Raw genomic sequence first — 14,375 nt, forward strand, 5'->3', positions numbered from 1 at the left:
GAACTTTCCAGCCGATCCAAGCGCCTCAGCGCAGAATCGACCGCCCAGCGTATTCAGCCACCTCGCCCAGGCTTTCCTCAATCCGGATAAGCTGGTTGTACTTGGCCAGCCGGTCCGATCGCGCCAGCGAACCGGTCTTGATCTGGCCGCAGTTTGTGGCGACAGCCAGATCTGCAATGGTGGCGTCCTCGGTCTCGCCCGAACGGTGGCTCATCACGTTGGTGTACCGTGCGCGATGCGCCATATCGACCGCTTTCAGCGTCTCGGTCAGCGACCCGATCTGGTTCACCTTCACCAGCATCGAATTGGCGCAGCCCTTCGCGATCCCTTCGGCCAGGCGCGCCGGATTGGTCACGAACAGATCGTCCCCCACCAGCTGCACCTTGCCGCCCAATTCGTCGGTCAGTGCCTTCCAACCATCCCAGTCATCCTCCGACATCCCGTCCTCGATCGAAATAATCGGATAGTCCTGCACCAAGGCCGCCAGATAGGCCACGTTCTCCTCGCTCGACAGGGTCTTGCCTTCACCCGACAGCACGTATTTTCCATCCTTGAAATACTCGGTCGCGGCACAATCCAGCGCCAGATAGATTTCCTCGCCGGGCTTGTACCCGGCCTTTTCAATGGACTTGAGAATGAAATCCAGCGCCTCGCGGGTCGAAGCGATATTGGGGGCAAATCCTCCTTCGTCGCCTACGCCAGTCGCCAGCCCGGCGGTCGACAACTCTTTCTTCAACGTGTGGAATACTTCCGATCCCATGCGTACAGCGTCACGGATATTGCCCGCGCTCACCGGCATGATCATGAATTCCTGAATGTCGATAGGGTTGTCGGCATGCTCGCCGCCATTGATGATATTCATCATCGGCACCGGCAGAACGCGGGCCGATGAGCCGCCCACATAGCGGTAAAGCGGCTGGGTGGTGAAATCGGCGGCCGCCTTCGCCACCGCAAGCGAAACACCCAAAATCGCATTGGCGCCCAGACGGCCCTTGTTCTCGGTACCGTCCAGCTCAATCATCGCACTGTCGATCGCCACCTGTTCGGTGGCATCAAAGCCGACCAGTTCCTCGGCAATCTCGCCATTGACGGCCGCGACTGCCTCCAGCACGCCCTTGCCCAAGTAACGTGCCTTGTCGCCATCACGCTTTTCCACCGCTTCATAAGCTCCGGTCGACGCGCCCGAAGGCACGGCGGCGCGGCCCATGGTGCCGTCTTCCAGGATCACGTCCACCTCAACGGTTGGATTGCCCCGGCTGTCGAGAATTTCGCGCGCGTGAATATCGATGATGGTGCTCATGAAATCGGTTCCTGACGATGGCTAGAGTTGTCAGCGTCATAGCACTGCCGGGCAGATTGTAAACCGCCTCCGTTATCGCTAACGCTCCAATTTCCCGTGGTTTAGGGCTAACATTTCGCTGTTTGCGCCAACATCTTCAGGAGCGTTCCGGATCTGAGACAGCAAGCCGCAGTTCAGACCGCCGCCAATGCCATTTTGCGTGCCAGTTTGCGTTCGCGGAAAAAAGTATAAAGCCCGGACAGGATGATCAGAGACGCCCCGGCCAGCGTCCAGGCATCAGGCTGCTCTCCGAACACCAGCATGCCTGCCAGAATGGAGAATACCAGCCGGGTGTACCGAAACGGCGTGACTGCCGAGGCCTCTCCGATCCTCATTGCGCTGACGATGCCATAATAGCCCAGCACCCCAAAGACGACGGCGCCGAAATACGGCCCGATCTGCACGCTCTCCAACGGCGCCACGGACTGCCCCGAGAACAGCATCAGCGCCACACCAGCAAAGATCAGCCCCAAATAAGCCTGAGAAGCTACCACGACCGAGGGCACCTTCGCATCGATCACCCGTGTAATCAGATCACGCGCGGCAATGGCGACGACAGTGGCCACGACAAACAGGGATTCGGGCTCGAACCCCTCGAAACCGGGGCGGATGATCATCAGCACGCCGATAAGTCCGACAAAAATAGCAGACCAGCGACGCCAGCCCACCTGCTCGCCCATGAATAATGCCGCACCCATCGTAATCGTCAGTGGCAGGGCCTGGAAAACTGCCGCCACCGTCGACAGGTCGACCAGCGACAAGGCGGTGATGAAGAATAATGCCCCCACCGCTTCCGAGGCCGCCCGAACAAGTGGAAGAGGCGCCCAGGCCTCGCGCAGAAACACCCTTTTGCGCCCCACGACCGCCATAACCAGAAAGGCAGTCGAACAAAAGACACCCAACACGATCATGATCTGCCCAGTCGGCACCGCGCCCGACAACTGCTTGATGAACATGTCCTCAAGCGTAAAAAAGGCCATCGAGGCCACGACCAGCAAGATGCCGTTGACGTTGTTCATGCGCGTTCCCTGAAAGCCGGGCGACCAACCTGCCCGGTGACACCGCCACCCAAACCCCAAGATCGCTATCCCGGCAAGCAAAATCCCGGCGCGCGCCATCAAAAGACGTGACGCACACCATCGCAATCCGTGATGCGCACCTGCTTCTTTCTGGTTTGAAATACCCTGGGGTGAATTGCCGCAGGGCAAGAGGGGGGGCAGCGCCCCTCGCCGTCAGGATTTCTTGACCGGCACCCCGTATAGTTCCAGCTTGTGCCCCTTGAGCCTGTACCCCAGCCGGGCCGCGATCTTTTCCTGCAGCACCTCGATCTCGGGATCGACGAACTCGATCACCTCACCCGAATTCAGGTCGATCAGATGATCATGATGGTCACGCTCGGCATCCTCGTACCTCGCCCGTCCATCGCCGAATTCCAGCCGATCCAGAATTCCGGACTCCTCGAACAGCTTTACAGTGCGATAGACCGTGGCGATCGAGATCCCCGAGTCAAGCGCCGAGGCGCGGGCGTAAAGCTCTTCCACATCCGGATGATCGTCGCTGTCCTCCAGCACTCGGGCAATGATCCGGCGCTGGCCGGTCATACGCAGGCCCTTGGCCTCGCATCGGGCGATGATCGTGTCCGACATTACCAGTCCCCATCGGTCTTTGGAGTTCCGTCATAATACGTTCGCGCCCGTACTGCCACCGGGTTTTGCGGCACACCGGCGCAGGAAGACGTCAACATTGGTTGCCTAGCCTGATCTGTTTGACCACAAGGCCTGCCGTCAAGATGGATCCGGCACACCGGCTGTCGCGCCGTGATTGAAAAGTACGAACTCCAATTACGAGCCTGCGTCGACTAGGATTCTGAACTTTGACAAGGAACCTTTCGAAAGTCTCCACACAACGAATATGAAAGCACGCTCAAATGCGCGCAAACACTGATAATGTCACAAGAAGAGTTGTTTGAACTTGGTGATTTCAACCGTCAGGAGGGCGACATGAAGGAACACGATCTTCGGCATTTGCGCGAGACAATCCGGATAGCAAAGCAAAGCCGCGCTTCAGGCAATCATCCGTTCGGCGCAACATTGGTCGACCCGCACGGTGAAATCCTCATCCGCTCCGGCAACAGCTATGGGGATGACAAGGGGGTCGGGCACGCCGAATTGAATGTCGCACGCAAAGCGAGCCGTCAATACGATCCGGAATTCCTTGAAAAATGCACATTATACACATCGGTCGAACCTTGCTGCATGTGCGCCGGGGCCTGTTATTGGGCAGGGATTGGCACAGTCGTCTATGGCATGACCGAAAAGCGTCTGGCGGTATTGACTGGCAACAATCCCGAAAACCTGACGTTGGACTTGCCCTGCGAGGCGGTATTCACCGCGGGCCAGCGCCTTGTGGAAACCCGTGGCCCCTACTCCGAAATCGAGGACGAGGTTGCCGAAGGGCACAAGGGTTTCTGGTAGCATGAGCGGAGCTTCGAAAACGGCAAGAATACCCGGAAAACCAATGGGCCATTCCAACCAGAGATGGGTCCACACGATCCGACGCTGACGAACTTCACGCATTCAGCCTTGACGATCACGTCAGAATCTCCGGAGACCGGCGGATTCAAGACGACCCTGGGCGCGCAACACCCAGATCCGCCCAGACCGGCAAATGGTCCGAAGCGATGTGCGCGGGCCGGTCGGAACAGACCCCGTGCGCCCTTGCCTCCAGCCCCGGACCCAGCGCGATCCGGTCCAGCGCCCCCAGCGGCTGCGCGGCCGGGAAGCTTGGTATAGGTGGCAGAAAGCGCATGTCCGGAACCAGATGATCTAGTACCGGGTGGCGCGACCATTCGTTGAAATCGCCCGCCCAGACAGTCGGCATCGCCTCCAGCCTGTGGCTGTCCTGGCGCATGTGTACCACCTGCCGGTGCCGCCATCGCGACATCAGACCCAGATGCATGCCAAGCACCCTCAAAGGGCCAATCGAGGTCTCGAACTCCACCCGCACCGCGCCGCGCGGCTCCAGACCCGGCAGATCGTGATGGCCGGTCCGATGCACGGTGATACCCGCGCCGCGCCAGATCACCGCATTTCCATGCCATCCCAGGCTGCCCGCGCCGCCCAGATCGGCTACCTGCCAACCGGCCTCTTCCAGCATGAAATGCGGCAGCGCGGCGGGACGAGGTGGTAGGCGCTTGTCGGCCTCCTGCAACACCACGATATCGGCCCCCAGCCTGTCCAGCACCTTAAGGATGCGCTGCGGCTGGCGGCGCAGATCGAGGCCCACACATTTCTGGATGTTGTAACTCGCAATGCGAAGGGTCGCGGTTTTGGTCATTGTCTCTCGGACCGGCAGAATGCCCTGAGCATCGCCGCCGTCACCGCAATGCGCAACCCCACCCCGCATGTCAGGTTCCGCAGAACGTCGCATGCACTACTTCGCTCTCGGTCGGCGGACGGGTGAGGTCCCGGTTCTCGGGCTGATCCTGATAAGGGCGCGATAACACATCGTTCAGGCGATGGAACGGCGCGCAATCACCCCGCACCGCCGCTTCGATCATCTGCTCGATCCGGTGGTTGCGCGGAATGAAGGCCGGATTGGCCTCCACCAACCGATTCGCCACGCCTTCCTCTCTCTCTACGCGCGCGCCCCATGTCTTGATCCAGGTGTCATAGGCCGTCGGATCGGCGAACTGGTCCCGCGCCACGGTAGTCCCCAACGCCCGGAACGTATTTGTGAAATCCGCCTGGTTCTGTGCCATCCTTGTCAGCAGATCTCCGATCAGTTCCATATCCCCTGCCTCTTCCGTCGCAAGCCCAACCTTGGCACGGAACAGCCGCAGCCAGTTTCCCTCGATCGCCCCAGGCATATCGTGGACGATCTCCGTCGCCTCCTCCACCGCCACCTCCCGGTCCTCCATCTGCTGGATCAACGCGGTGGCAAGTTGCGCCATGTTCCATACGGCGATATCGGGCTGATTGGCATAGGCATAGCGCCCTGTCCGATCGATCGAACTGTAAACCGTGTTGGGATGATAGCTGTCCATGAACGCGCAGGGACCATAGTCTATGGTTTCCCCGGCGATCGAGCAATTATCGGTGTTCATCACCCCGTGAATGAACCCTACGCTCATCCATTGTGCGATCAACCGCGCCTGCGCGTCCCGAACAGCGCGCAGCAATCCCATCGGCCCCTCAACCTGAGGGTAATGCCGTGCAATGGTATAATCGGTTAGCCGCCTCAAACCGTTGATATCGCCACGCGCGGCAAACACCTGAAACGTCCCCACGCGAAGGTGGCTCCGTGCCACCCGCGTCAACACTGCGCCGGGCATCGGCCCTTCGCGCAGCACCACCTCTCCGGTCTCGACCGCAGCCAACGCCCGCGTGGTCGCAATGCCCAGGTTGTGCATCGCCTCGGACACTACGTATTCGCGCAGCACCGGCCCCAGCCACGCCCGCCCGTCGCCCTGCCGCGAAAACGGCGTTCGGCCCGATCCCTTCAGCTGAATGTCACGGCGCACCCCGTCGGCTCCGACCGTCTCACCCAGCAACAAGGCGCGCCCGTCGCCCAGTTGCGGATTGTAATGCCCGAACTGATGCCCGGAATAGAGCTGCGCCAGCGGCTCTGCCCCTTCGGGCAAAACGTTGCCGGCAAAGGCCTGCGCCATTTCGTCGACCTCACCAGGCACAATGCCCATGATCCGCGCCAGATCTTCGTTGAAAGCAATCAACCGTGGCGCGCGCACCCGTTGCGGCGCCAGCCGCGCATAAAAACTGCCAGGCAAACGGGCATAGGTGTTGTCGAAGGGGATCGTCAGGGTCATGGCCCGAACATATGCTTCGCGCACGGAATTGCCATAGCCTCAGCGATCAACCCCCGGCATAATCGCGCAAAATACCACGGAGTCTCAATGACCGCGCACGAGATCATCGACCGCCTGAACCTGCAACGCCATCCCGAGGGCGGCTGGTTCCGCGAAACCTGGCGCGCCGGAAATCCCGGCCGCGCAACTGGCACCTGCATCTACTTTCTGCTCCAGGTCGGCGAACGCAGCCACTGGCACAAGGTCGACGCGACGGAAATCTGGCTCTACCACGCGGGTGCACCGCTGACCCTGTCTGTAAGCGCCACCGAAACAGGCCCCGCTACCGACCACCTGCTGACCCCTGACCTGACAAACGGAGCACCGCAACTGATCGTACCCGAAAACCACTGGCAGGCAGCCCGCAGCACTGGCGATTTCACACTGGTCAGTTGCACCGTTTCACCCGGCTTTGAATTCAGCGGCTTCGAACTCGCCGCACCCGGTTTCGACATCCCGTCAAATTGAGCGCCTTTGGCGCGCTTTTATTCTTTTATTTATGAGGGACGCAGTCCCTCAAACTCCCCGGGGTTTTTTACCCGAAGGGCAAGAGGGGCAGCGCCCTTGGCGAAATGACGTACTTGACCGAGCCCTCCGCATTGCGACTATGAGCCATGGACCATAGCGACCTGATCTCTTCCCTTCCCGCCGAAACCAAAGCGGCGCTGCAGCAACGCTCGGACCGGGCCGGGTTGAGGCATCTGGCGCTCTATCTTACGGCTCTGGCTGTGACGACGGCAGGTATATTCTTGCAGGTTCCGCTTTGGCCGTTGCTGATTCTTCCGCAGGGCCTGTTGCTGGTGTTTCTCTTCACGCTCAGCCACGAATGCACCCACAAAACGCCATTTCGCACCGATTGGATGAACGAGGCGGTTGGGCATGCGGCGGGATTGCTCATCGCCTTGCCCTTCACCTGGTTTCGCTATTTTCATCTGGCCCATCATAAATGGACCAACGATCCCGACCGGGATCCGGAACTGGCTGGCAGACCACGGCCCCGTAGCCGCGGCAGCCTAATCGTCTATCTCAGCGGCTGGTTTTATTGGACGGGCATGGCCAAAGTGCTGGTGCAGAACGCCATCGGCCGGATCGACGCGCCCTATTTGCCGCAACGCCGACACCCGGCAATGCGGCACGAGGCGCAGGGTCTACTGGTGCTCTATGCGCTGGCAGCGCTCAGCCTTCTGACCTCTCCTGTGCTCCTGTGGCTCTGGGTTCTGCCGGTTCTGGTGGGTCAACCGTTTTTGCGCGCCTACCTGCTGGCCGAACACGGGCTATGCCCGGCCGTCTCCAACATGCTGGAAAACTCGCGCACCACTTTCACCAACCGGATCGTTCGGTTCCTGGCCTGGAACATGCCCTATCATGCCGAGCACCATGCCTTTCCGAATGTGCCGTTTCACCAGTTGCCCGCCTTTCACACCTTCACGCGGACACATCTGACTTCGACCTCGCACGGGTACGGAGAGTTCACTTCCGACTACCTCAGTGCTCTGGAACGCTGACAATCCCGCCCCCCACCAGCGCCTTGACACCGGTCGTGCCCGGACAGGAGGTCGGCAGCCCCCGCGCCACACGCACCGCCAGATAGGCAAAAGCCTGCGCCTCGAGCATGTCGCCATTCAGCCCCACCGCCTCAACCGGTTCAACCGGGCAATCTATCGACACTCGCAGCATCTGCATCAATACCGGGTTGTGCCGCCCGCCGCCGGTGACCAGAACGCGCGCCGGCGGTTTCGGGCAATGGTCCATCCCCTGCGCCACGCTCGCCGCACACAACGCCGTCAGTGTTGCCACCGCATCAGCGTCGGCCAGGGGGTCGACCAGCGCCGCCATCCGAGCGAAATCGTTGCGATCAAGCGACTTGGGTGGAATGCGGGCAAAGAAGGGCTCGGCCAGGGCCCGCTCCAGAATGCCTTCTTCGACCGTCCCTTTGCACGCTACCGCGCCATCGCGGTCCATTGCCAGACCGAATCGCGCCTGCATCAGGTCATCAACCGGCGCATTTGCGGGCCCGGTATCAAAGGCCAACAGCGCGCCCTTCTCCTCGGGTCGGGCAAAGGACGGGTCCACATAGGTCAGGTTGCCGACCCCGCCGAGATTGAGAAAACACAAGGGCTGGCCAGCGTCGAACCATTTGGCGCAGGCGAAATGAAAGAACGGCGCCAGCGGCGCGCCCTCGCCACCCATCGCCACATCGTCCGAGCGGAAATCCCACACCACCGGCACTCCCAGTCTTTCGGCAAGCGCAGCTCCGTCACCCACCTGCAAGGTGCCCTTGCCCTGCGGATCATGCACCAGTGTCTGGCCGTGAAACCCCACCAGAGCGACATCTGCGAACCCGGCCAACGCCTCGGCATGCAGCAAAGTCACCAGCATTTCCGCCGCCTCGACATCGTCGCCCTTCCACTGACCCATCGCGGCGCGCAAAACGACGCGTTCGTCCGGGGTATAGGCCCTGTATCCGCTTCGCCCGAACGCTTTGATCTGGTGCCCGTCGGTTTCGACCACGGCCACGTCGATCCCGTCCATCGACGTTCCCGACATCGCCCCCAGCGCCCGCACCGGCCCTGTCTTGTTGATGGCCCTGCTCATGGCCTTTTCCTTTCGATTGACGACGCCCCGAATACGCACGCATTTTGCCCCGAAAACCGGTTTCCACTTTCCGGATTGCTCTCTATAAGTTGCCCCGCAATTCCAACCCGAGGCAAGACATGACCTACCATCCCAAATCGGATTTCATCGCGGTGATGATGGAGCGCGGCTTTCTCGCCGACTGCACCGATTACCAGGGCCTCGACGAGGCGCTGATCAAGGGATGCCAACCCGGCTATATCGGCTTTGACGCCACCGCCAAATCGCTGCATGTGGGCAGCCTGATCCAGATCATGATGCTGCGCTGGCTGCAAAAGACCGGGCACAAGCCGATCACGCTGATGGGCGGCGGCACCACCAAGGTGGGCGATCCGTCTTTCCGCGCCGACGAGCGGCCGCTGCTGACGCCGGACCAGATTGACGGCAATATCGCTGGCATCCGCAAGGTCTTTGCCGCCTATATCGACTATGACAGCGGCGCCGAAAACGCGGCGCTGATGCTCAACAATGCCGAGTGGCTGGACGACCTGAACTATCTCGATTTCCTGCGCGATATCGGGCGGCATTTCAGCGTAAACCGGATGCTTAGCTTCGAGAGCGTGAAATCCCGCCTCGACCGCGAACAATCGCTCAGCTTCCTGGAATTCAACTACATGATCCTCCAGGCCTATGACTTCATGGAGTTGAACCGCCGTTACGGCTGCATCCTGCAAATGGGCGGTTCGGATCAGTGGGGCAATATCGTCAACGGCATCGACCTGACCCGCCGGGTGATCGACCATGAGGTCTATGGCCTCACTTCGCCGTTGCTAACCACCTCGGACGGCAAGAAGATGGGCAAATCCCAGGACGGTGCAGTCTGGCTCAACGCCGACATGCGTTCGCCTTACGAATTCTGGCAGTTCTGGCGCAACACCACCGATGCCGACGTAGGCCGGTTTCTCAAGCTCTACACCGAACTGCCGGTCGAGGAATGCGCCCGCTTGGGTGTGCTGGCAGGCTCGGACATCAACGAAGCCAAGATCATCCTCGCCAACGAGGTCACTACGCTCTGCCACGGGGCTGAAGCCGCCGCAACCGCCGAGGCGACCGCGCGCGAGGTGTTCGAGAAGGGCGGTGTGGGCGACGACCTGCCAACCCTCACCCTCAGCGCCGAAGAGTTGGGTGACGGAATGTCCATCGTGCAGATCATTGTCAAATCGGGGCTCGCCAAATCGGGCAAAGAGGCCAAGCGCCTGATCGCCGAAAACGGCGCCCGTCTCGATGACACGCCGCTGACCGACGCAGGCCTGATGATCGACGCAGGCACCCTAGCCTCGCCGATCAAGTTGAGCGCAGGCAAGAAACGCCACGCGCTGGTGCAATTGGGATAGAAGACCCGCAGGAAACAAGCTTGGCGCTGCTTGAAAAAAATTCAAAGCAGCGTCCAAGCGGCGGAATGCTCCCATTGGCCGAGCATAGCCTTCAATAAGCTGAAAATATTCTCCGCGAGCCATGGCTATCAGTGACCGCGGTTCTTCGCTTTTCATTCGTCGCTTTGGCTTTCATGCCTTTCTTTTAAGGGAAACTGCAAATCAATCGTGCTGTTTCAGAAACTCCGACACGCATCTGATGTAGGCTTCCGTTTCCTCGATGTGCGCCACATGTGCCGAAGCTTCAAAGATCACCATTTCAGCCTTGGGAATGCCTTTTTGCAAGGTTTCAGCACAGTTCGGACCAAGTTCGTCATGGCGGCCACAGGTGATCAGGCACGGGATTTTGATCTGACCGAGATCCGGAATGCGGTTCCAGTAACGCAGGTTGCCGATGGTGGTGAACTCGTTCGGGCCGTTGATTGTCTCGTAGACCTGATTGTGATGCAGGTTCTCTACCGAGCGCATAAGGCAGTCCGGCCACTCCTCCAAACGGCAAACATGGTTGCCATAAAACACCTGTTCGGCCGCGGCATAGGCCTCATGTTCGAACTCACCGCGCGGCCCGTGGTATTGCAGTGCCTTTCGGTGCTTGTCTGGCAGTTCCGCAATCAGGCGGTCACATTCCGCCGAAAACTGCGGAATCGAGGCCGAGGTCGACGCCAGGACCATACTGGCCAGACCCGGCGGGTGACGCAGCAGGTATTCAATGCCCAGCCAACCGCCCCAGCTTTGTCCAAGTATATGGCAGCGCCCCAAGTCAAGGGCATCGCGCACTTCCTGAACCTCATCCGAAAAGCGTTCAATGGTCCATAGCGCGGGGTTGTTCGGCTTGTCCGATTTCCCACAGCCAAGCTGATCGTAGAAAATCACCGGACGGTCAGCTCCAAGCGCCTCAAGCGGTTCGAGATAGTCATGCCCGGCCCCAGGCCCGCCATGTAGCAGCAATAGCGGCAAGCCGGGGCCGCCGCCTACCGTCTTAGTCCAGACCTTATGGCCATTATTCAGGTCAATCCTGCGCTCCACAGCAGTTCTCCCCCTTGTCGAATGCTAGGCTAGTATCCACAGCCTTGGGGCATCATTTTACTCGAAACATGCTTGCCAGGGAAACGACACGACGAAAGGGCAAAGCTCAATCCAGCGCTGTTCACGAGAGACAAGGCAACGCCTTGGCTTTTCAACCGGGAAAAGCGGGTTTGAAAGAAGACCCGGCTAGACCGCGGTGGAGAACTGCCATACGACTTTGTAATGACCGACGTTTTGCAGCCTCGTCGCCTTTCCGCCATCCTTGCCGCGGACATAGTCGGGTATTCCCGGCTGATGGCTGAAGACGAGTCAAGGACTCTGGGCGCACTCAATCAGCACCGGAAGATCGTTTTCGCTCCGATTGTGTCCCGCAACAACGGACGCGTGGTGAAACTCATGGGTGATGGTGCCCTCGTGGAGTTCCTGAGTGTTCTGGATGCCGTGCAATGTGGCAAAGACATTCAGGAAACGATGGCAGGTCTGGATGACACCTCGGGCATCACCCTGAGGATCGGAATCAATCTGGGCGACATAATCTTTCAGGACGACGATATTTTTGGCGATGGTGTGAATGTTGCCAGCAGGCTGGAACAACTGGCCCGACCAGGGGGCATATGCATTTCCTCGGTCGTACAGGAAAGCGTCGGCGACCGCTTGGGAATGGCCTTTCAGGACGGCGGAAATGTCTCAGTAAAGAATATCGACCGTCCCCTGCGGGTGTTCCATTGGCATCCGCAGAATGCCACTGACGCACAGCCTGCAAAGCAACGCAATTCTTCATCCTCTCGCGACGCACCCCATTCCATCGCCGTCCTGCCTCTGGACAACATGTCCGGCGACCCAGAACAGGAGTATTTTTCGGACGGGATCAGTGAAGACATCATCACCGATCTGTCCAAGGTCTCCGGTTTGACGGTGATCGCACGCAATTCTAGCTTTGCCTACAAGGGAAAGGCCGTTGATTTGCGCATCATTGGACAGGAACTGGGTGTTACCCATGTTCTGGAAGGCAGCGTTAGGAAGGCCGGGCAACGTGTCCGCATCAATGCGCAGCTGATTGATGCCAGAGACGGAAGTCACGTCTGGGCAGATCGCTACGACCGGGACCTGACCGACATTTTTGCGGTACAAGACGAGGTGACGCTTGAAATCGTTAAGGCGTTGAAGGTTTCGCTGACCTCCACCGAGCGTGCCAACATCACAGATGTCGGCACGGCCAACATAGAGGCCCACGAAGACTTCATGCGCATGCGCGGCTTTCTGTTCTTTCCCGGTTTGAACGCTGACGGCTGGAAGCAGGCGGTCTATTATGGCGAACGGGCAATTTCCCGTGATCCGTATTATGCAGACGCACATGCCATTCTCGCAATAATGCATGTGTTGGATTTCCATAACCACTGGTCTGGCACCTCTTCCGAGGAAGCGATGCGTAGGGCCGAGGTATTTGCCCAACAAGGTCTGAAAATCAGGCCAGACGGACTGTGGACCAATCACGCTTTTGCGGTCATCGCGCGCTGGCAGGGAAAGCTGGACCTAGCGAGTGAACTGCTTGACAAGGCGATGTCGAAAAGCTCCGATTATTCTTTGGGCTGGTTCACTAGAGGCGAAATTGAGCTGGCTCAGGGCAAGCTAGAAGGCGCGATCGACCATCTTGAGCGCGCGATCCGGCTTGATCCGTCATTTCGCCATCAATACCTGCAGTTTCTGGCCATGGCGCATTTCCTGAAAGGCAACTTCGAAACCGCTGCGGTGCTGTTGCGAGAACGTGTTTTCCTCGTGAAAGACACCGATATCGGACGCGCCTGGTTGGCCTCCGCATTGGGGCACCTTGGCGAACTCGACCAAGCGCGTGCGATTTGGAAGGAACTGCAGGCCATTGACCCGTCATTTTCCATCAAAACCCGGCTGGCACGACTGTCTTTATCTGACTCGTCCCACGAAGAGATGGTCTTGCAGGGTTTGGCAAAGGCGGATTTGCTGGAAATTCGGTAACCTCGTACGGCAATTGCGGTTTTCGACAAACGAAACGCCCGCTCACGGCTCAAAAGCCGCCTCCCGACCTTGCCAACCTTACCGGCACGAGCGGTTTGACCGATCTCATTGCCACAGTTCCCGTGACCCAAGCAAGGGTTTCGGCCGATCAAACAGAGGTCAGGAGAAAAACGCCACGCTGTAGCGAAATTCTGGGTACCAGACGGGCTGTGATCTGTGTTCGATTGGCCGTCAAGGCAGACATTGCTCTCTGATCGTGCTAGGCATTGTCTTGTCCTGCAATCAGGAACTGCAAATTGACAAGTGAGCCTTTCTACAAAGCACATTGGCGCCACATTGAGCAGGACCGGATGTCGGCATACAAATCCGGCTTCCAATGGGACAACGCAGCCGAAACACTCTACGCGCCGGCAGGTATTTCAACAGGCCAAATCGTAGCCGACTTTGGATGTGGCCCGGGAAAAATCGCCGTAGAATTGGCCCGACGGGTGGGCGATGAGGGCCAGGTCCACGCCATAGACATCAACTCCGACTTTCTTGAAATTGCTAGACGAAACGCCACCCAAGCTGGTGTCGCCGATCGCCTGCACACGTATCATAGCGACGGGATCACGCTTCCGCTTGCCGACAATTCCCTGGACCGGGTAACCGCCCGCAATACTCTCATGTATGTTGACGAACCGGTTGAAACCCTGCGGGAGTTTCGTCGCGCACTTAGACCTGGCGGCCTGACTCACGCCATCGACAGCGATTGGTACATGATGGTCGCCGAGCCGGTCGAGCACGATCTGTGGCGGGCCTTCGTCAAGTCTGCGTCTTATGCCTGCCGGAATTCGGACATGGGCAGAAAGCTGTACCGGACATTTGCGGAGGCGGGGTTTCACGATATAAGGATTTCGGTTTTCGCGAACGCAGACGTAAATGGCCGTCTGTTGGGTATGGTTCACAACATGGCCAAATATGCAATGGAAAGCCGAATTCTGGACGCCGGCTCAATCAAGCAAGTTGTCGAACAGATCGAAAGAGCTCTCGACAGAGGAACCTACCTGTTGGTGTCCCCTCAATTCGTTGTGACAGGATTCAAGCCGAGTTAGGTCCGACCAATGATGCTGCCAGGCACCTGGAGACGACGAAGCTCTCCAACAGA

At 59.1% G+C, this 14,375-nt stretch carries 13 protein-coding genes; 6 read left to right on the forward strand and 7 right to left on the reverse strand.

Going from position 1 to position 14,375, the window contains the following annotated elements; all coding sequences use genetic code 11:
• Window positions 1-25: 25 nt before the first annotated feature.
• The 3 genes from eno to AC2FNB_RS03135 form a co-directional block, all read right to left on the reverse strand.
• A complete protein-coding gene (gene eno, locus AC2FNB_RS03125; RefSeq protein WP_496744409.1) occupies window positions 26-1,300 on the reverse strand; it encodes a phosphopyruvate hydratase in 1,275 nt (424 codons plus the stop codon).
• Window positions 1,301-1,473: 173 nt separating this feature from the next.
• Complete coding sequence (locus tag AC2FNB_RS03130) at window positions 1,474-2,358, reverse strand: DMT family transporter (RefSeq protein WP_496744411.1); 885 nt, start codon at window positions 2,356-2,358, stop codon at window positions 1,474-1,476.
• Between the two features lie 213 nt (window positions 2,359-2,571).
• Window positions 2,572-2,985 carry a Fur family transcriptional regulator gene (locus AC2FNB_RS03135; protein WP_480750502.1) on the reverse strand — a complete coding sequence of 138 codons (414 nt, stop codon included), beginning with the start codon at window positions 2,983-2,985 and terminating at the stop codon, window positions 2,572-2,574.
• Window positions 2,986-3,339: 354 nt separating this feature from the next.
• On the opposite strand from AC2FNB_RS03135, the gene AC2FNB_RS03140 reads away from it, so the two are divergent.
• Complete coding sequence (locus AC2FNB_RS03140) at window positions 3,340-3,813, forward strand: nucleoside deaminase (protein ID WP_480750501.1); 474 nt, start codon at window positions 3,340-3,342, stop codon at window positions 3,811-3,813.
• A gap of 145 nt (window positions 3,814-3,958) precedes the next feature.
• On the opposite strand, the gene AC2FNB_RS03145 is transcribed toward AC2FNB_RS03140, so the two are convergent.
• Complete coding sequence (locus tag AC2FNB_RS03145; RefSeq protein WP_480750594.1) at window positions 3,959-4,675, reverse strand: endonuclease/exonuclease/phosphatase family protein; 717 nt, start codon at window positions 4,673-4,675, stop codon at window positions 3,959-3,961.
• A gap of 70 nt (window positions 4,676-4,745) precedes the next feature.
• Window positions 4,746-6,164 (reverse strand): protein adenylyltransferase SelO, encoded by a 1,419-nt coding sequence (locus tag AC2FNB_RS03150; protein ID WP_480750500.1) that lies wholly within the window; start codon window positions 6,162-6,164, stop codon window positions 4,746-4,748.
• Between the two features lie 87 nt (window positions 6,165-6,251).
• On the opposite strand from AC2FNB_RS03150, the gene AC2FNB_RS03155 reads away from it, so the two are divergent.
• Window positions 6,252-6,671, forward strand: a complete 420-nt coding sequence (locus AC2FNB_RS03155) for a cupin domain-containing protein (protein ID WP_480750499.1) — start codon at window positions 6,252-6,254, stop codon at window positions 6,669-6,671.
• A gap of 146 nt (window positions 6,672-6,817) precedes the next feature.
• Window positions 6,818-7,708: a fatty acid desaturase gene (locus tag AC2FNB_RS03160; protein ID WP_496744414.1), complete on the forward strand. Its 891-nt coding sequence runs from the start codon at window positions 6,818-6,820 to the stop codon at window positions 7,706-7,708.
• Here the strand turns inward: AC2FNB_RS03160 and AC2FNB_RS03165 are convergent.
• Window positions 7,689-8,798 (reverse strand): anhydro-N-acetylmuramic acid kinase, encoded by a 1,110-nt coding sequence (locus AC2FNB_RS03165; protein WP_496744416.1) that lies wholly within the window; start codon window positions 8,796-8,798, stop codon window positions 7,689-7,691. The two genes, AC2FNB_RS03160 and AC2FNB_RS03165, sit on opposite strands and share 20 nt — an antisense overlap.
• 119 nt (window positions 8,799-8,917) lie before the next feature.
• On the opposite strand from AC2FNB_RS03165, the gene tyrS reads away from it, so the two are divergent.
• Window positions 8,918-10,171, forward strand: a complete 1,254-nt coding sequence (gene tyrS, locus AC2FNB_RS03170) for a tyrosine--tRNA ligase (RefSeq protein ID WP_496744418.1) — start codon at window positions 8,918-8,920, stop codon at window positions 10,169-10,171.
• 201 nt (window positions 10,172-10,372) lie between these two features.
• Here tyrS and AC2FNB_RS03175 read toward each other — a convergent pair whose 3' ends face one another.
• On the reverse strand, window positions 10,373-11,236 hold the full coding sequence (locus AC2FNB_RS03175; RefSeq protein WP_496744420.1) for a proline iminopeptidase-family hydrolase: 864 nt from the start codon (window positions 11,234-11,236) through the stop codon (window positions 10,373-10,375).
• Between the two features lie 222 nt (window positions 11,237-11,458).
• Here AC2FNB_RS03175 and AC2FNB_RS03180 point away from each other — a divergent pair, with 222 nt between their 5' ends.
• Window positions 11,459-13,228, forward strand: a complete 1,770-nt coding sequence (locus tag AC2FNB_RS03180) for an adenylate/guanylate cyclase domain-containing protein (protein WP_496744421.1) — start codon at window positions 11,459-11,461, stop codon at window positions 13,226-13,228.
• 350 nt (window positions 13,229-13,578) lie between these two features.
• A complete protein-coding gene (locus tag AC2FNB_RS03185; protein ID WP_496744423.1) occupies window positions 13,579-14,322 on the forward strand; it encodes a methyltransferase domain-containing protein in 744 nt (247 codons plus the stop codon).
• The last annotated feature ends 53 nt before the right edge of the window (window positions 14,323-14,375 follow it).

This window comes from Ruegeria sp. BHSB058, from assembly GCF_059613285.1.

Coding starts and splice junctions, on each gene's coding strand:
- eno (WP_496744409.1), bottom strand. CDS start 1,300: ATGAGCACCATCATCGATATTCACGCGCGCGAAATTCTCGACAGCCGG.
- AC2FNB_RS03130 (WP_496744411.1), bottom strand. CDS start 2,358: ATGAACAACGTCAACGGCATCTTGCTGGTCGTGGCCTCGATGGCCTTT.
- AC2FNB_RS03135 (WP_480750502.1), bottom strand. CDS start 2,985: ATGTCGGACACGATCATCGCCCGATGCGAGGCCAAGGGCCTGCGTATG.
- AC2FNB_RS03140 (WP_480750501.1), top strand. CDS start 3,340: ATGAAGGAACACGATCTTCGGCATTTGCGCGAGACAATCCGGATAGCA.
- AC2FNB_RS03145 (WP_480750594.1), bottom strand. CDS start 4,675: ATGACCAAAACCGCGACCCTTCGCATTGCGAGTTACAACATCCAGAAA.
- AC2FNB_RS03150 (WP_480750500.1), bottom strand. CDS start 6,164: ATGACCCTGACGATCCCCTTCGACAACACCTATGCCCGTTTGCCTGGC.
- AC2FNB_RS03155 (WP_480750499.1), top strand. CDS start 6,252: ATGACCGCGCACGAGATCATCGACCGCCTGAACCTGCAACGCCATCCC.
- AC2FNB_RS03160 (WP_496744414.1), top strand. CDS start 6,818: ATGGACCATAGCGACCTGATCTCTTCCCTTCCCGCCGAAACCAAAGCG.
- AC2FNB_RS03165 (WP_496744416.1), bottom strand. CDS start 8,798: ATGAGCAGGGCCATCAACAAGACAGGGCCGGTGCGGGCGCTGGGGGCG.
- tyrS (WP_496744418.1), top strand. CDS start 8,918: ATGACCTACCATCCCAAATCGGATTTCATCGCGGTGATGATGGAGCGC.
- AC2FNB_RS03180 (WP_496744421.1), top strand. CDS start 11,459: ATGACCGACGTTTTGCAGCCTCGTCGCCTTTCCGCCATCCTTGCCGCG.
- AC2FNB_RS03185 (WP_496744423.1), top strand. CDS start 13,579: ATGTCGGCATACAAATCCGGCTTCCAATGGGACAACGCAGCCGAAACA.